The following is a 17,292-nucleotide window of genomic DNA, read 5'->3' on the forward strand; positions in this document are numbered from 1 at the left end:
ACGGATGCGCAAAACGGTACGCAGCAGCACGCCCCGGCACGCAAACGGTATGCCCTAGTATGCGAATGGCATGCAAAAGGTCCCACTTCCGAGGGAAGCAGGACCTTGATAGTGGGCTCGAAGGGGTTCGAACCCTCGACCTTCTGTTCCGGAGACAGACGCTCTATCCACTGAGCTACGAACCCGAACAACTCCACTACTGTACACCACGATGCACACCGCGCCACACACAATACGCAAGCCAGTTTCCCAGCAATCCTGCAAGTGCGCTCTACAATGGGGTTATGTCGGAACTTACAGATGACTTCGAATATGAACGCCGGTTCTTCTGCCGTGAACTGCCTGCAGAATATGACGATGGCGATATCCCGACACTAATCATCCAAAGTTATTACGTACACACCGATAACTATGCGCTACGCATCCGCCTCGCCTCGCATACGTTGCAGATCGATATGACTGCGGATGTGAATCCGCTTGCCATTCTCGACGAATACCGTGAACGATTCACCGAAGCTTATGTAACAGTCAAGGGTCCGTCCGTTGGAGGCACGCGATATGAAGTCGAGCGTGAAATCGACACCCGTATCGCCGCGGAACTCATCAAACGAGGCGGCGAAATAATCATCAAAAACCGTTATTCCGTATGGATTGCAGAAGATGGATGGAGCATCGACGTATTCGGCGGCCCAAATGCGCCGCTTGTCGTGGCCGAGGCCGAACGCTCCGGTCCGGTCACGAATCTGATGATTCCGAAGTTCTGCATCACCGAAATCACCGACCAGCCCCGATTCAATAATGATGGATTGGCTGACCGCCCATTCAACGAATGGGCCAGTGATTTCGAAACCGAATTAGCCGAAAAAGGACCGGAATTCCAGCCCTATTTCGGCAAGAATCGTATGGTGTGACACCCAATCAGTACATCAGTGTGGCGAGGCGGCGGCGAGCACGCTTCAGGCGTTCGTCGGTCGGCTCAGGAATAGCGAAGTATTCCAGCAGACGCTTACGCACCGGCTCAATATCCGCCTTGTGGCCGGCCGCCAAAAAGTCCAGCAGACGGTCAAATGCATCCTGAATCTGGCCGCCAATCATATCGATATCAGCCACGGCAAGCTGTGCTTCCACATCATCGGGAGCAGCAGCGGCAGCGGCACGCACCTCACGCACATTGGCTTGGCCGGAACGGGCCAGCAGCAGAGCCTTGGCACGTTCGCGAGCGGCCAAAGAGTCTCCCGGATTCATTTCCAGCACACGACTGTATTCGGCGGCAGCGCCGGCATAATCGCCTTCTTCCGCCAAACGATGTGCCTCAGCATGTTCGGGCGGCACCTGCTCAACACCAGCACCAGCTGCGCCAGTGCTCTTGGCTGCATCGGAATCAGGATCACCGGAATAGGGCGCGGTACCACTCACGCCAGCCTGAGCCGCAGCCTGAATAATCTTCGGGATAACTTCATCGCACAGTTGCTTTAATTCGTCATCGCCCGGCAAGCCCTGCAGCAATGGCATTGGGCGGCCACCAATCAATGCGAACAGGGCAGGGGCACCCTGCACCTGAAGCGCCTGGGCAATGGAAGGATTCGATGCGATATCGATACGAGAAAGCTGAATCTTACCTTCCAACGCGTTAACGGCATCGCCCAGTGCACGCGCCATCGGGAACAGACGATCATCAGTCGGCACCCACAGCAGCATCAAAATGGGGAACGTGGCAGAAGTCTGCACCATAGCCTGGAACGTATTCTCGGTGGTGTCGATCACATATCCGCCAGCGGCAGGCGCGCCGCCAGCTTGCCCTGGCTCGGCCTTCACCTGATGCTTCAATGCTTCCAAATCAACGGCACCCGCCAACGAAACCCCGGGATTGAACTGCTGATCAGCCATACTCTGCCTCCACGCTTAACACGCGCATAGTCACACATACCTGCGCATAACAAAACGATGCTGGAACCGATTGTAGTTCCAGCATCGAAATTACGAGTCTGATTATCCTGACTCAGCGATAAGCGGACATAGGCAAAGCACCTGCACGCGCGTTTACAGTGCTTCCACCTTCACCGGCTGGCGATCGGCGCCCACAGCGGTGATTTGCGCATCGTCCCCAGCCTGCGGAATATACAGCGCCACCACGTTCACATATGTGACCTTCATGGTGCTGGTGTACTGGTCGGAATTGTAGAGAATCTTCTCATCGTCGGAAGCCGGCTGCGATTCGCGGCCATCTCCAGCCTGACGAGTCCACACAGAGTCAATACGGCCTACCACCAGATCGCCGCCATCGGCCGTGCGCATGATCCACATCTGATCGGGAACCGCGGTGAACGTCTGCTCCTGAGTACCGTTGTTGCGAGCGATACCTTCCTGCACAGTGCTGGTCAACGTGGCGATACGCTGACGCAGCATATCGTCTGTAAACGTGGACGCGTACTTGCTGTTCGAACCGTTCTGCAGCACATCGGCGTATTGCGTCAGCGCCTCGGTCGGTGTGGTTACCAGACCTTCATCTTTGGCAGTGCCCATCTGGGAGCCGGACGTGGGCACTTCGAACTTCGGCATGCTCACGCCATCGAACAGACGCGCCATAGCCACCAGCTTGTAGTTCTCGCGCGCACTGTTCTGATCCAAAACCAACAGACGCTGAGACTGTTGATCATCCGTAGTGGTGGTGATGGTGAACACCGAACGCGGCCAGCCATCATCCGTAGGAATCACTACCTGAGCAATGTCCTTCGGAATAGTGGCGTACTTGTTCATGCTGCCGCTTTTCTGCGCAATGGTCACCTGGCTGGTACGAATCTCCAGCTGTGGACCACCCATCACAGCCTTATAACCATCCGCGGAACGGGCCTCATCAGCCTCATCCAAGGTTTTCAGAATCTTGGTGCGAATCTTCTTTTCCTGTGCTTCGGTCAAATCCGGAGTAGCTTTGGATGATGTTGATGTTGTTACGGTCGGCAGTTGACCTTCGCACGCTCCCAGAGGCAGAACCAGAGCCACGATAGCGGTGGCAGCCACGCTCAGTTTCTTCAGACTGTTCCAGCGCTTGCTCATCGGTTCCCCTCCTCTTCATCGGCCTGTTGGCCATCCGTGGATTCATGCTCATGCTGTACTTCCTGAGCCAAACGTGCGAAGTACGCTTGCAGTTCATCGTTCGTAATCACCGAAGTCGCCTCGTCATCAGGCGCGCTGGATGCCGTCTCAGTTGCGGTATCGGACTGAGCCATATCGAGATCATCAATAACCGATTCACTAGCCGGCGCAGTACTAGTACCCAGCACATCCGCAGCAGTACCGGAATACTCTGCGGCAGCCTGCTGATCAGCCACCAGGTTGCGGGCCGCGGGATCGACGATAACCGGAGACTCGACTGGTGCCTCCTGCACTTCATCCGCCAACTTGGCACCACGGCGGTGTGCGGCATGACGATGACGCTTGCGAGCCGGCACGGACTCAGGCAGCTTGGCACCAATAAGTCCCTGTTCAGCGCGCTCGGCGAACGACAAATCCGTGTGAATCGTGGCCTTGCCCTCCACCATGCGCTTGCGGCGCTTGTGCGGCGGCATGGCGAACACGGAGGCGCATAGCACGGCCACTACGGCCAGCAAACCGCCAGACAAGTAGAACGGCATAGCAAAATCAGGCACCTGCGAGCGCACCCAACGCATGGATACATCAGCGCCTCTACTGCCGCCACCCTTGCCTAGATCGATAATCGCCATAGTGGAATCGTTGGTCTTTGCGCTGGTCAATGTCACATTGCTCTTGCCGCACTTGACTTGAGACCACATATCCGAATCCTTGAACGCCACGGCATCATCATCGTTCGTGGCAGCGGTCTGGGTTGTGGATTTGCCGCGTTGCGTGGCGAGCGTGGACCAGGATGACAATCCGGTGATGCGCTGATACGACGTTTCGGAGGCCACCCAGCCGGCCACATCCTTGGCGGATCCCAACGCCACGCACACCTGTGTTGCCGAGGAGGCCGGGTCCACGGTCAGTGTGACCTTCTGATCAAGAAGCGGCAGCACGCCGGGATCGGTCACAATATAACGGGCACCGGTAATGGTGGAGGTTGCCGTAATCTGCGAGGACGGCTTCCACATCGTGGCGTTCAAAACCCCCAACACCACGGACGCCACAGCCAGCAGGCCGAAAATCGGCGTCACAATACCGCGCATGATCATGGCATGACGAGTCGGACGCGCGGCACGCTTAGGCTCGCCGTCCTTGGTCTCTCTGGAATCGCTCGCAGCGGAATCATGCTCCACGGAGTCGTTCTTCAGAGGATCGATGACGTCCTGATCAGGACTCATGGTCTGTTCTTGAGCACTCATAACGTCACCATTCTACAATCTTCACCTGTCTATTACCTTGGAACGCGAAAAATCAGGGTTTGCCGGTACTGTGGTATGCCATGCGTAAGTCTTACTTCCAACCCCTGTTCAAAGCCGCTGCTTTGGCATGCTCGCTGGTCATGTGTGTATCGCTGGCCGCTTGCTCCAGCTCTTCTTCCTCTTCTGATTCCAAGGATTCCTCAAAGTCTTCCGCCAACCAGATTGCCGGCGTAACCGCCAAGGGCAAGCTTGGCGAAAAGCCGACCATCTCCTTCAATGCTCCAATGACGGTGTCCGATGGCTCTTATGTAGTGCTGCAAAAGGGCGATGGCGATACCATTGAAGATGGCGACCGCGTCTGCGCTCAGGGCATTGCCCTCAACGTCAAGGACGGCACCGAGCTGATGGACACCTGGACCAAGAACACTCCGGATTGCTCGCTTAAGGTGGATTCCTCCACGCTCTCCTCCACCTACTACAACCAGATCAAGGGCGCGAAGATCAACACCACCATCGGTTTCGGCGTCAACGATTCCGATTCCTCCGGCTACTCCTATATTCTGGCGATGACCTTCGTCTCCAAGTCCAAGGACCTGGAGAAGGCCACTGGCGAGGAGGTCAAGGATGTACCTGCCAACCTGCCGAAGGTGACTCGCGCCAAGAACGGCCAGCCTTCGATTGATATGAATGGTCAGGGTTCCGTGGATTCGTTGATTTCCCAGACGCTGATCAAGGGTTCCGGCAAGGAGTTGACCGATAAGAACACTGTGGTGGTCAAGTACACTGGCTGGCTTACCGATGGCACCCAGTTCGATTCCTCCTGGACCAAGAACACCACCATTGATGCTGATCTGTACTCTGGTGGTCAGCACACGGTAATCACCGGATGGCAGAGAGGCTTGGTCGGGCAGACCGTTGGTTCTCAGGTATTGCTGGTGATTCCGCCAGATGAAGGCTATGGCACCTCTGCTAAGGGATCCATTCCCGCGAATTCTACACTGGTGTTCGTCATCGATATTCTCGCTGCGTACTGATTGCTGTAATCGTTCTGCAGTCTTTTGACTTTGGGCTCCCTTAACGGGAGCCCTTTTGTTATGGATTACGTTACAGTGGGTGCCTATGCGCATTATTGTTGCCGACTGCTCGGCCGAATATTCCGGCCGACTCAACGCCACACTTCCGCTGGCCAAACGTGTACTGTTGATTAAGGCTGATTCAAGCCTGCTGATTTTCTCTGAGTTGGGCTCCTATAAACCGCTCAACTGGATGACCGCGCCATGCACGATCAAGGAAATTGTGCCGGATACGCAGGATGTGCAAGAGGCCGGAGACGAACAAAAGGTTGCCGAGAAAGTGCTTCGCGTCACTGCGGATAAGGGCTCGGATGTTTTGGAAGTCACGCTGAATCATGTCTATTCCGACCAAACCTATGATTTAGGCGAAGACCCAGGCCTGATCAAAGATGGTGTGGAGGATCATTTGCAGCGTTATCTTGCCGAGCAGATCGAGCGCATCGGCAAGGGTGCGAAGCTGGTGCGTCGCGAATACCCAACTGCTATTGGCCCGGTGGATATTATGGCCATCAATGCTGAGGGTGAGCATGTGGCCGTGGAAATCAAGCGTCACGGCGGTATTGACGGCGTTGAGCAACTGACCCGTTACTGCGAACTGCTCAATCGTGACCCGCTGCTGGCCCCTGTGCATGGCATCTTCGCCGCGCAAACCATCACACCGCAGGCCCAGGTCTTGGCCAAGGATCGCGGTTTCACCTGTCTGATTCTTGACTATGACGATATGAAAGGCACCGAAGACGATTCGCTGCGTTTGTTCTAACGCGGCTAACGTGGCTGTTCCAACATGAAAGAGGGGCTTTCTCTGATGGTTCAGAGAAAGCCCCTCTTTACGCTATGTCGCGCTAGCTGCGAGCTCAGTCCTCCGTGCTGGAGTACTGCACGTCACGGCCGCGCTCGACCGCCACGGTGAGCTTGTTCGAGTCGAAGGAGATGAATCCGTCTGTCACCTCGAACATATGGCGATTGCCATCGGGCTCAACCACGGTGAGCGTACCCTGCTTGATTACCGTGAGCACAGGCTCGTGATCCGGCAGGATACCCATGCCGCCCTCAGAGGCGGGAATGGTCACGCTGGATGCTTCGCCGTGCCACACAGGATGGTCGGCAGCGACGATGTTCACCTTCATCGTGGTCTTTTCCGATTCAGCCATCACTCACCCAGTTCCTTCTGCATGTTGTGCCACTTCTCTTCGAGATCGTCGATGCCGCCGATGCCGGAGAATGCCTGCTCAGGAACGTCGTCGTACACGCCGTCGCAGATGCGGGTGAAGGCTTCGATGGTCTCATCGGCCGGCACGTAGGAACCCGGACGACCGGTGAACTTCTCAGCCACGTAGAAGTTCTGGCCAAGGAACTGCTCGATACGACGAGCACGGTTCACAGTGGTCTTATCTTCCTCGGAGAGCTCGTCGATACCGATCAGGGCGATGATGTCCTGCAGCTCCTTGTTACGCTGCAGAATGGCCTTGACGCGGTTGGCGCACTCGTAGTGAGCCTGGCCCACGTAACGCGGATCGAGGATTCGCGAGGTGGAGCTCAGCGGGTCCACTGCCGGGTAGATACCCTTGGAAGCAATGTCACGAGAAAGCTCGGTGGTTGCATCCAAGTGAGCGAAGGTCGTGGCCGGGGCCGGGTCGGTGTAATCATCGGCCGGCACGTAGATGGCCTGCAGCGAGGTGATGGAGTGGCCTCGCGTAGAGGTGATGCGCTCCTGCAGAGCACCCATCTCATCGGCCAGGTTCGGCTGGTAACCCACAGCGGAAGGCATACGGCCCAGCAGCGTGGACACCTCGGAACCTGCCTGCGTGAAGCGGAAGATGTTATCGATGAACAGCAGCACGTCCTGGTTCTGCACGTCACGGAAGTACTCTGCCATAGTCAGTGCGGTCAGCGGCACGCGCAGACGGGTACCCGGCTGCTCATCCATCTGACCGAAGACCAGAGCGGTCTTCTCAAGCACGCCAGCCTCGTCCATTTCGCCAATCAGATCGTTACCCTCACGGGTACGCTCGCCGACGCCTGCGAACACGGACACACCGCCGTGGTTCTGGGCCACGCGCTGAATCATTTCCTGAATCAGCACGGTCTTGCCCACGCCTGCACCACCGAACAGACCGATCTTGCCGCCCTGCACGTACGGGGTCAGCAGGTCGATGACCTTAATACCAGTCTCGAACATCTGGGTCTTGGATTCCAGCTGATCGAATGCCGGCGGGTTGCGGTGGATAGGCCAGCGCTCGGTAACGGTGATCTGCTCATCCGGCTTCTTGTTGAGGATGTTGCCGGACACGTCGAAAACGTGGCCCTTGGTCACATCGCCGACCGGCACGGAAATCGGAGCACCGGTGTCGTACACAGCGGCGCCGCGCACCAGGCCGTCAGTCGGCTTCAGTGCCACGCAGCGCACGGTGGAGTCACCGAGGTGCTGTTCGACCTCGAGAGTGATCTCGGTCGCCTTGGCCTCGCCTTCCTCCTTGGCGCCCGTGTTGACGATGGTCACATGGAGGGCGTTGTAGATGTCGGGCATATGGCCGACCGGGAACTCAACGTCGATAACCGAACCCTGGACTCGGGTGACGCGTCCGTGAATCGGCTCGCCGTTGGTCTCGGAAGCCACAGTGGTCTGATTCTCAGCCATAGTGCGTTCCTACTCTTCCTTTGTGTTCAGTGCATCAGCACTGCCGATGATTTCGGTAAGTTCCTGCGTGATCGAGGCCTGACGCGAAGCATTGAGCTTACGGGTGAGGTCGTCGACCAGATTGCGTGCGTTGTCCGTTGCCGTGTGCATGGCGTTCTGACGGCTTGCGGTCTCAGAGGCCGCGGCAGTCAGCAAGCATTCGTGGATACGAGACTGAATATACTTCGGCAAAATTGCGTCCAGTACTTCGTCCAGGCTCGGCTCGAAGGCGTACAGCGGAGGAATATCCTCCGAGGCCTTCTCATCCTCCGGATCGGGAACCTTGGCTTCGTTCCCCACGATTTCCACGGGCAGCATGCGCAGCACACGCACCTTCTGAACCACCATGTTGATGAATTCGGTGAAGACGATGTAGAGCTCGGAAACTCCACCCTTCTCCGCCGGCTTCATATAGGCGTCCATCAGTGTGTTGGAGATCGTCTCGGCGATCTCGACGCCGGGCTGATCGGTGTCGCCCTCCCATGTGGCCGCCACGTCACGGTTGCGGTACTTGTAGTACGTCGAACCACGACGGCCGTACACGAACAGCTCCGGCTGCTTGCCATCCGCCTCAAGGCGGGCCAGCAGCGATTCCGTTTCACGGATAATCGAAGAGGTGTACGGGCCGGCCATGCCACGATCCGAGGTGAGGGCGAGGACAGCCACGCGAGGGTTGTCCTCGTCCTTCACAGCGATCGGATGCGTGATATGGGTATGCGCCACCAATGCTTGCACGGCATCGAAAATCGCATCGGTGTACGGCTTCGCGTTCAAGGCCACATCGCGGGCCTTGGCGATATGCGAAGACGCGATCATCTCCTGAGCGTTGAAGATCTTCTCCAACGACTCAGTGGAGTGGATGCGTGATTTCAATGCGAGTTGCGAGCCCATGGCTTACTTCTCTCCCGCCACGATCTTTTCCTGTTCGACCGGAGCGGCCTTGGAGGTGTCAGGCTTCTTGTCGACCAGCGGTTTACCGCTGGAGGTCACGAAGGTGGCACGGAAGGCATCCACAGCCTCGCCGAGAGCAGCCTCGGTGTCGGCAGTGAAGTCCTCGGTCTCGCGGATGGTCTTGAGGATATCGGTGTTGTGGTCGAGGTAGTCCAGCAGACCCTGCTCGAACGGGAGCACGTCCTTCAGCTCGAGATCGTCGAGCTTGCCGTGGGTACCAGTCCACACGGAGACGACTTCCTGTTCCATTGAGTACGGGTGGAACTGCGGCTGCTTCAACAGCTCGGTCAGGTGAGCACCACGGGTCAGCTGAGCCTTGGATGCCGCATCCAAATCGGAGGCGAACATAGCGAAGGATTCCAGCGAGCGGTACTGCGCCAGGGAGATCTTCAGCGTGCCGGAGACCTTCTTCAGTGCCTTGGTCTGTGCAGCGCCACCGACTCGAGAGACGGAGATACCGACGTCCACAGCAGGACGCTGGTTGGCGTTGAATAGGTCGGACTGCAGGAAGATCTGACCGTCGGTGATGGAGATCACATTGGTCGGGATGTAGGCAGACACATCGTTTGCCTTGGTCTCGACGATCGGCAGACCCGTCATCGAGCCGCCACCGAGGTCATCGGAGACCTTGGCGCAGCGTTCGAGCAGACGGGAGTGCAGGTAGAACACATCACCCGGGTAAGCTTCACGCCCCGGCGGACGACGAAGCAGCAGGGAAATCGAACGATAGGCTTCAGCCTGCTTCGACAGATCGTCGAAGACGATGAGCACATGCTTGCCGTTATACATCCAGTGCTGGCCGATGGCGGAGCCGGTGTACGGGGCAATGTACTTGAAGCCTGCGGAATCGGAAGCCGGGGAGGCCACGATGGTGGTGTACTCCATAGCGCCGGCATCTTCCAGGCTCTGCTTCACCGATGCGATGGTGGAGCCCTTCTGGCCCACGGCCACGTAGATGCAGCGCACCTGCTTCTTCGGATCGCCGGACTCCCAGTTAGCCTTCTGGTTGATGATGGTATCGATCGCGATGGCGGTCTTACCGGTCTGGCGGTCGCCGATGATGAGCTGGCGCTGGCCACGACCGATTGGGGTCATTGCGTCGATGGCCTTGAGGCCGGTGGACAGCGGTTCGTCGACCGGATGGCGGTGCATCACGTCCGGAGCCTGGGCTTCGAGGATGCGGCGGCCTTCGCTCTTGATCTCGCCGAGGCCGTCGATCGGCTTGCCCAGCGGGTCCACGACGCGGCCGAGGTAGCCGTCGCCGACAGGCACGGAGAGCACTTCGCCGGTACGGCGCACTTCCTGGCCTTCCTCAATTCCAGCGAAATCGCCGAGGATAACCACGCCGATTTCACGGGCGTCAAGGTTGAACGCCAGGCCGAGCGTGCCGTCTTCGAACGTCAGCAGCTCATTGGCCATGCAACCAGGCAACCCCGTCACGTGGGCAATGCCATCGCCTGCCGTGGCGACATATCCCACTTCCTGGGTGGGGGTGTCGCTCGGCTGGTAGGACGACACGAAGTCATCCAAGGCCTTGCGAATCGAGGCGGGATCGATGGTCAGTTCTGCCATGATCACTCCTTCTATTGGTTATTGTTCAGTCAAGTCTTTGCTTGTGTTCCGCTGCGCGGAGGGTGCTGATGCACCGACCACTCAGTTAGTGCCCGCTTTCACGGTGCGGTTCAGATGCTGCAGCTGGGCTACCACGGTGTTATCCGTGACTTCATCGCCCACCTGGATGCGCATGCCACCCAGCACGCTCGGATCCACCACAGAATTAATGTGCACCGGGCGTCCGGCCTTGGCCGAATAGACCTTGGTCAGGCGTTCGATCTGCTCATCCTTCAACGGGGTTGCGGTGGTCACTGTGACCATCGATTCGCCCATATGGCGGGAGAACTTGTTGATGAGCCACTGGATAGTTTCCAAGTAGCGGCGGCGACGCAGGTTGCACGTAGCGTGTTCGGCGAGCCTCATCGTGATTTTGTTCAGTCCCTTACCATCGAAGATTTCACGGAAGAGCTTCACACGCGAATCACTGGAAGCTTGATCGTCATACAGCTTGGCGCGCACAACCGGCAGGGTCAGCAAGGCCGAATGCAGCTGCGAGAGTTCAATGGACACCTGCAACGTGGCGTCGGTGGCGTCAGCGTAGTACATCATGGCGTCCACACCGAAGTCCTCCACTGCGTTGGCGATATCCCGAGCGCGGCTCCAACGGCGGGCAACCAGATCGGTCATGATCTCCACCGTCATCGGATGAGCTTCGCCCTTGAACAGTTCGTTCAGTACTGCGACCTTATCCGCTTGGGGGCGGGAGGGATCAGTCAGCGCACGCTCCAACGCAATGTTGTGATCGAGCACGCTGGTGATCTTGAACAGTTCATTGCCGATTCGCCATGCATCCTCACGGGTGTCACGCAGCTTCGGGGCCAGCGAATCACGCGACTCGCGGTCTGCAATACGAGATGCCTCTCCTCGCATGGTCACCTCCCTTTCTGGTTACGGATGTTCCTGACGATGTTCACGGTCACTTCTTGGCGTCCAGGTCTGCGATCATGGAGTCAATCATCGAGGACTGCACATCGCTGTCCTGGAGCTTGGCACCAAGAATCTTGCCGGCCAGAGCGGTGGCCAGAGCACCGACCTCGCCCTTGAGCGAGACCATAGCCTGCTGCTGCTGGGATTCCAGCGAACGCTGAGCGTTGGCGGTAATCTGAGCGGCATCGGCTTCAGCACGGGCGCGAGCATCGGCAACGATATGTGATGCTTCAGCGCGGGCGTCGTCGCGAATCTTGGCGGCTTCCACGCGGGCGTTGCTCAGCTGGCTCTCGTACTTGGCCTTGGCTTCAGCAGCTTCCTTCTGAGCCTGTTCAGCCTTGGCGATACCGCCTTCAATCTTGGCGGTACGCTCATCGAAAATGGCCTGGAACTTCGGCATGAAGAACTTGTAGAAGAACACCGCGATGATGGCCAGAATAACCAGCGACCATACGATGTCGTAGACCTCGGGGATGAACAGGTTAATACCGTTTTCCGCTAAAGTCATTGCCGTTCTCCTTTCATAGCTTCATTTCCGTTTGCGATTGTTTCCTTGCGTTGCCACCGATCGGTTTGCACCGTGCGATAGGCAACGGCAGCAATCACTGGAAGATGAAGCCGGCCACCAGTCCGAGGAGGGCCAGAATCTCGACGAATGCCAGGCCCAGGAACATCAGGGTCTGCAGACGGCCGCCAAGCTCAGGCTGACGAGCGGTACCTTCGATGGTCTTGCCAATCAGAATGCCCAGACCGATGCCAGGGCCGATGGCGGCAAGGCCGTAACCGATTGCGTTGAGATTACCAGCGACCTCAGCGAGGGTGATGATATCCATGGGTTTTTCCTTTCTGGTTTTTCTTCTGTAACGAAGGAAATCTTGAAAATCTTTAAGGGGTAACGGTGATTGGGACTGAGGTCCTCAAATCACTCGGTTTCCGGGTAGCTCATGTTGATGTATGCGGTGGTCAGCATGGCGAAGATAAATGCTTGCAGTGCTGCGACCAGGATCTCGAACAGAGTCATAATCAGGCCTGCGGCAAGAGTGCCGACGCCGAGGATGGACCACAGCTTGTTCGGGATTTCGATAAGGAACCACTGGGTGGCGGCAAGGCACACACCAACGGTGATGTGGCCGGAGACCATGTTGGCGAAGAGTCGCAGGGTCAGGGAGACCGGACGAATCACCAGAAGCTCCAAAATCTGAATCGGGGTCAGCAGGATGTAGATCGGAGCGGGCACGCCCTTCGGGAAGAGCTCATCCTTCAAGAAAGAACCGAGGCCCTTCTCGCGGATGCCGGCGATCCAGTACTGGCAGAAGCACCAGCCGGCGAAGACCAGCGGCATGGTGATGGTGGCGGTGGCTGCAATGTTGAAGCCAGGGATGATGCCGCACAGGTTGAACACCAGAATGGTGAAGAACATGGTGGTAATCATCGGCAGGTAACGCTGACCGCGCTCCTTGCCCATCACCTGATAGACGATCTGGTCACGCACAAATTCGATGACCCATTCCACGGCACCCTGCCAGCGGCCAGGAATCAGCTTGGCTCGTGCGGCGGAGATACCGAGGATGACCAGCATGATTACCGTGGCGATGATGCGCACCATGATGATGCGGTTCATCGCAAACGGGGTTCCTGGGAAGATGATCTGTGGAAGAAGGAAGTCGTTAACGGTCGGGAATTTCGGACCGTCTGCGGCCAAAGCTAACCCGTTCAAAAGGGCTTCGTTCATTCTCACGCCTCCTGCTTCTTCAATGTCAGGTGTCAGTTTAGACCAGCGGGACGCGCAAATGTGACGTATTGGTTACTTCCGCTCCCCGCTCCGGGGCTTGCCGTGCGGGGACAGGAGTCGACGCTGCGGCATTCGACTCCGAATGACTGAAAGGTGATTATTGGCCTGAGTTGGGACAAAGTCAACGACATTCGGGCGTGTCTGCTCTCATCCCTACTGCCATAAAGGTTTTACCATTTCGTTATGTTCGGATTCCCTATTAGACGTTTGCTCTTACGCTGCCGAATTTCGTTTATTCACACGTCCGAATAATGAACATCACAGCGTCCGCGGAGCGGTCATATTGTGACACAACCGCCTCAGAACAAGCCCCCTGATGAATCACGCCAGCCGCACCTATCTCGGCTCCCCTTGTCAGGGAAGCTGGCCGCACAGCGGACTGAGGGGTAGTCAGTCTTGATGAATCACGCCGTAGCCATCGTGCAGGAACGGCTCGAAATCATCCTTGCGCGGACCTCCCGGCAAATGACGAATCGAGCGATCGGTACCGAGCTTCTTCTCTTTCCTCAGCTCCGGAACCTCGGTCAGGTCATATGGCGTGGTCTGGTACACCCAATTCAGCCAGTTGCGCCACAACAGATTGCCGTGGGCACGCCAACTGAACAGCGGCTCCAAAGACGGGTCATCATGCGGGAAGTAGTTCTTCGGGAACGGCACGTTGGTCATCCCCTTGGCCATATCGCGCTCATACTCTTCAGCAAGCGTGTACTTGCCGTACTCCCAATGGCCAAGTGCGAACACCTCAGAGAAATCACGCGTAGCCACTAGACCCGGACCAGACTGCGGCCCCCATGTCAACACCTGCAAATCCTGCTTCTTCATTGCCAGATCAGCTTCATTCACGCCGGCAAGACGCGAATGCGGTTGCAGGGAGATTTCATCGAAGCCATTGGTTAGGAAGCAGTACTCATCTTGCAAGTACTGTGGGAAGACGCCGAAAATCTTCTGCAGATAGTTCACCTTGCGCACACCATAGCGGTAATACAGCGCACCCATTGCACCCCAACACAGGTACATGGTGGAGAACACATGGGTGGAGGCCCAGTCAAGAATGGTTTTGAACTCCTCCCAATAATCCACTTCCTCAAACGGCATATGCTCCACCGGAGCACCGGTGACCACAAAACCGTCATAGTAGTTGTCTTTGAAGGCATCCAGCGTCTCGTAGAACTTCACCAGATGATCGGCGGACACATGCGTAGCCTCATGAGTGGAGGTCTTCATGAAATCGACTTCCACCTGCAACGGACTTTTGGAGATGAGCCTCAACAACTGCGTTTCGGTCTCAATCTTTTTGGGCATCAAATTCAGGATTACCAGTTTGAGCGGGCGTACGCGTTGACGCTCCGCTTCAGGCTTCTCGAGAGCAAAAATGCGTTCGGAGTCGAGAATGGCTCGGGCCGGCAGGCCGCTGGGAATCTTGATAGGCATGTTTTCATTATGGTCTTGTTCCGGATATGTTGCATTCCCAGAATGCCCATACGCCGAATGACGTTCATAGATTCCGGTTATGGCACGCTATGAATTCCTTCGATTACGCGCATCTTTACAATGCGACACGCCGAAGAATGCTTCTTATGTTGACAATAATCAATCCATCAGTATTGTAGATAGAGCTGTCTGAAAGACAAGCCGACGCGGGGTGGAGCAGCTCGGTAGCTCGCTGGGCTCATAACCCAGAGGTCCAAGGTTCAAATCCTTGCCCCGCTACCAACAAAACCGGAATCCGGACGGATTCCGGTTTTTTCGTATTTCCAACTAGATATGCCGCCTGCTGGCTATGAACAGCATCACGCCACCGATGAGAACAGCTGCAGCCGTTACCGCCAGCGGAGGCATCATATTGATGCCCGTATCTGGCAATGGTTCGTCGGAATCCTCTTCCTGAGGCTCTTCGGGCTCCTCCTCGTCTGGCTCATCGGGTTCACACGGCTCCTCGGGGTCGCAAGGCTCGGTCACACGAGTGCGCTCCCATGCATCGTCATATCTGCTTGCTGCCGGCATCACTCGGTCGTCGCCTTTGAATTCCCACACGAATACATACCAACCATGTTGCTGTGCAGTAAAAGTCATGGGGTCACCATTGGCATCAAGCGTTCCCGCGCCGATCTTAAACATGCCATTCTTTGCCGGAATATCCCACGTTACCAACTTGCGGTGATGCTCATCTTCCTGAGGCACTGCAGCACCAGTCGGCTTATAACGCTCATCATTCTTCTGATCGGCTGAATCACCAGCCCACCAGACGCTTACCTGCGCATGCGGCCTATCAGCACCAAAGCCAAAAGCCTCATCACCGGTAAAGCTGCCGTGGTCATCCGGAAAACCGGCGACAGTAATGGTGTCGCTTAATTCGGCACCCACCTGAGCGGAATGCTCGGTCACCGTTGATTCCACAGTCAACCTGCTGCGATTCGAACCGCTTTCCTCAGCTTCCAAGAACGTGCTACTCCAGTCACCGGTGAGATAATCCTGCGCTTCCTTGCTCTGCTCGCTTTTACGGAAAACCCACACCCATGTGCTGAACCCACCGCCTGCACGAGTCAGATACGGCTTACTGCCATCCGGTTTGATCATGGCCTGGACGCGAGCGCTCTGGTTGGGTCCGCTGAATGATGCATTGCCATAGGCAACCGGAGCATATCCGTCCGCTTTCAAACGAGCCAAATAATCATCAGCACTTTCGCCGGTTTGAGGTGCCGTAATATGCTGCAAATCGTCAACGCCAAGCCCGGCAAAGTAATATCCCTGAGCATTCAACAGCAGATCCGGCACCCAGTGACTATCAGAGCCGACTACTGCGCTGGTCACTTCATCGAATACTGCGGCGCCAGCATCCAATACTTTGCTTGAAACCTGCGTGTGCACCGATGGTGTGAAATCCTTGCGCACTTTAAATGTCACTGCTTCGCCCGGAACCGAGCTGAACGAATCGAATGCGCGCATATCCTGGCGGGCATCCATATGCTTCATTCGCGGAATGTCATATGTGACACTCGCACGTACTTCACCTCGCCCTGTGGCCTTCCACTGATAGGTCTGTTCCTGCTCGGTAGAGGTCTTGCTCAATGTTTTGAGACCGTTCTCTTCAAACACGGCCGGCCCCTCGAGCGTAATGGTGAACGGCACGTCGGCAACCTGCTGAGGCTGGCGTTCATCGCCGTTGACCACTGTCACCGTAACAGCGCCTCGGCGCAAACCTTCGGCATATGTGCTCTCAATCACGGCATTGCCCTGCGTATTGCGCTCCGCTTCGCTCCACATCTCCTGAGCTCGGGCAAAAACTTCCGGGTGCAGCGGCGCAAGATAGTCACGTTGCGGTTTCCACTGCTCCTGATTGCCGAATTTGTCCTGAATCAGCGATGCGATGGCCGCATAATCATTGGTTGATGCATTACGGTATCGGTCAAGAAGCCAAGCCATGCGCCGGACTTCCATGTCATCATCGACCACTCGTGTGGGGCCGGCCACATAATCGGTAATGATGCTGGCTTCAATGCAGTAATACCGAGTGTTATTGGTATCATTGGCTATAACACCCAATTGAAGCCGGTTGCCGTCGAACGTGAAGTCGATGCGTTGATGTGCGCGCGAGGGAGAGAGCACTATTGCCGCATAAGCGTTTGCAGGTATTCCGATAATTACGCCCATTATCATTGCCAGACCCGCCAGCATGGCCCCCAAAGTAATCACGCGTTTCTTCCACCATGATGCCGCCATGTTCCAATCCTTTCCGTGGTGTGGATCACCCGCGTCATTGCGAGCGAATAGACCATGAGCATGGCAGATTTACGGCTTGCATCAGCCGTTTTTCAGGCAATGTGGTCCGAGCTTGCCGTTTACTGGCGAGTTGTGGATAACTTGGGCATCGAGTTATCCACTTCAAGCCATTTATCGAACGTTCATCCAAAAGTTGTCCAC

Annotated in this window: 16 protein-coding genes and 2 tRNA genes; 4 read left to right on the plus strand and 14 right to left on the minus strand. The window is 56.6% G+C overall.

The window, feature by feature from the left end; genetic code table 11:
* Positions 1 to 112: 112 nt before the first annotated feature.
* Positions 113 to 185: transfer RNA gene (locus BISA_RS05150), tRNA-Arg, on the minus strand.
* A gap of 99 nt (positions 186 to 284) precedes the next feature.
* Here BISA_RS05150 and BISA_RS05155 point away from each other — a divergent pair.
* Entirely contained in the window at positions 285 to 911 is a 627-nt protein-coding gene (locus BISA_RS05155; RefSeq protein ID WP_033890613.1) for a CYTH domain-containing protein, read from the plus strand.
* Positions 912 to 918: 7 nt separating this feature from the next.
* Here the strand turns inward: BISA_RS05155 and BISA_RS05160 are convergent, their stop codons facing one another.
* The 3 genes from BISA_RS05160 to BISA_RS05170 all read right to left on the minus strand — a co-directional run bounded on the left by BISA_RS05160 (position 919) and on the right by BISA_RS05170 (position 4,181).
* Positions 919 to 1,887, minus strand: a complete 969-nt coding sequence (locus tag BISA_RS05160; protein WP_033890614.1) for a tetratricopeptide repeat protein — start codon at positions 1,885 to 1,887, stop codon at positions 919 to 921.
* Positions 1,888 to 2,040: 153 nt separating this feature from the next.
* Complete coding sequence (locus tag BISA_RS05165; protein WP_033890615.1) at positions 2,041 to 3,054, minus strand: DUF8094 domain-containing protein; 1,014 nt, start codon at positions 3,052 to 3,054, stop codon at positions 2,041 to 2,043.
* Positions 3,051 to 4,181: a hypothetical protein gene (locus tag BISA_RS05170; protein WP_420308626.1), complete on the minus strand. Its 1,131-nt coding sequence runs from the start codon at positions 4,179 to 4,181 to the stop codon at positions 3,051 to 3,053. Before BISA_RS05170 ends, BISA_RS05165 begins: the two co-directional genes overlap by 4 nt.
* A gap of 236 nt (positions 4,182 to 4,417) precedes the next feature.
* On the opposite strand from BISA_RS05170, the gene BISA_RS05175 reads away from it, so the two are divergent.
* Positions 4,418 to 5,371 carry an FKBP-type peptidyl-prolyl cis-trans isomerase gene (locus BISA_RS05175; RefSeq protein WP_033890616.1) on the plus strand — a complete coding sequence of 318 codons (954 nt, stop codon included), beginning with the start codon at positions 4,418 to 4,420 and terminating at the stop codon, positions 5,369 to 5,371.
* A gap of 85 nt (positions 5,372 to 5,456) precedes the next feature.
* Positions 5,457 to 6,170: an endonuclease NucS gene (gene nucS, locus BISA_RS05180; RefSeq protein ID WP_033890617.1), complete on the plus strand. Its 714-nt coding sequence runs from the start codon at positions 5,457 to 5,459 to the stop codon at positions 6,168 to 6,170.
* 94 nt (positions 6,171 to 6,264) lie between these two features.
* Here the strand turns inward: nucS and BISA_RS05185 are convergent, their stop codons facing one another.
* From BISA_RS05185 to BISA_RS05225, 9 genes are all read right to left on the minus strand, one after another.
* A complete protein-coding gene (locus BISA_RS05185) occupies positions 6,265 to 6,561 on the minus strand; it encodes a F0F1 ATP synthase subunit epsilon (RefSeq protein WP_033890619.1) in 297 nt (98 codons plus the stop codon).
* A complete protein-coding gene (gene atpD, locus BISA_RS05190) occupies positions 6,561 to 8,048 on the minus strand; it encodes a F0F1 ATP synthase subunit beta (RefSeq protein WP_033890620.1) in 1,488 nt (495 codons plus the stop codon). Before atpD ends, BISA_RS05185 begins: the two co-directional genes overlap by 1 nt.
* A 9-nt stretch (positions 8,049 to 8,057) precedes the next feature.
* Positions 8,058 to 8,978 carry a F0F1 ATP synthase subunit gamma gene (locus tag BISA_RS05195; RefSeq protein ID WP_033890621.1) on the minus strand — a complete coding sequence of 307 codons (921 nt, stop codon included), beginning with the start codon at positions 8,976 to 8,978 and terminating at the stop codon, positions 8,058 to 8,060.
* Positions 8,979 to 8,981: 3 nt separating this feature from the next.
* The gene (gene atpA / locus BISA_RS05200; protein WP_033890622.1) at positions 8,982 to 10,610 is read right to left on the minus strand and encodes a F0F1 ATP synthase subunit alpha; all 1,629 of its coding nucleotides are present in this window, start codon (positions 10,608 to 10,610) and stop codon (positions 8,982 to 8,984) included.
* 81 nt (positions 10,611 to 10,691) lie between these two features.
* Positions 10,692 to 11,522, minus strand: a complete 831-nt coding sequence (locus BISA_RS05205; protein WP_033890623.1) for a F0F1 ATP synthase subunit delta — start codon at positions 11,520 to 11,522, stop codon at positions 10,692 to 10,694.
* 46 nt (positions 11,523 to 11,568) lie between these two features.
* Positions 11,569 to 12,087, minus strand: a complete 519-nt coding sequence (locus tag BISA_RS05210; protein ID WP_033890624.1) for a F0F1 ATP synthase subunit B — start codon at positions 12,085 to 12,087, stop codon at positions 11,569 to 11,571.
* A gap of 94 nt (positions 12,088 to 12,181) precedes the next feature.
* The gene (atpE, locus tag BISA_RS05215; RefSeq protein ID WP_033890625.1) at positions 12,182 to 12,412 is read right to left on the minus strand and encodes an ATP synthase F0 subunit C; all 231 of its coding nucleotides are present in this window, start codon (positions 12,410 to 12,412) and stop codon (positions 12,182 to 12,184) included.
* Positions 12,413 to 12,501: 89 nt separating this feature from the next.
* Complete coding sequence (gene atpB, locus BISA_RS05220) at positions 12,502 to 13,311, minus strand: F0F1 ATP synthase subunit A (RefSeq protein WP_033890627.1); 810 nt, start codon at positions 13,309 to 13,311, stop codon at positions 12,502 to 12,504.
* 450 nt (positions 13,312 to 13,761) lie between these two features.
* Entirely contained in the window at positions 13,762 to 14,802 is a 1,041-nt protein-coding gene (locus BISA_RS05225; protein ID WP_033890629.1) for a homoserine O-succinyltransferase, read from the minus strand.
* Positions 14,803 to 15,007: 205 nt separating this feature from the next.
* Between BISA_RS05225 and BISA_RS05230 the strand changes: the two genes are divergently transcribed.
* Positions 15,008 to 15,084 (plus strand) — tRNA-Met (locus BISA_RS05230).
* A gap of 45 nt (positions 15,085 to 15,129) precedes the next feature.
* Here BISA_RS05230 and BISA_RS05235 read toward each other — a convergent pair.
* The gene (locus BISA_RS05235; RefSeq protein ID WP_033890631.1) at positions 15,130 to 17,091 is read right to left on the minus strand and encodes a hypothetical protein; all 1,962 of its coding nucleotides are present in this window, start codon (positions 17,089 to 17,091) and stop codon (positions 15,130 to 15,132) included.
* Between the last annotated feature and the right edge of the window lie 201 nt (positions 17,092 to 17,292).

Origin of the sequence: Bifidobacterium saguini DSM 23967, from assembly GCF_000741715.1 — a bacterium.
GTDB lineage: Bacteria > Actinomycetota > Actinomycetes > Actinomycetales > Bifidobacteriaceae > Bifidobacterium > Bifidobacterium saguini.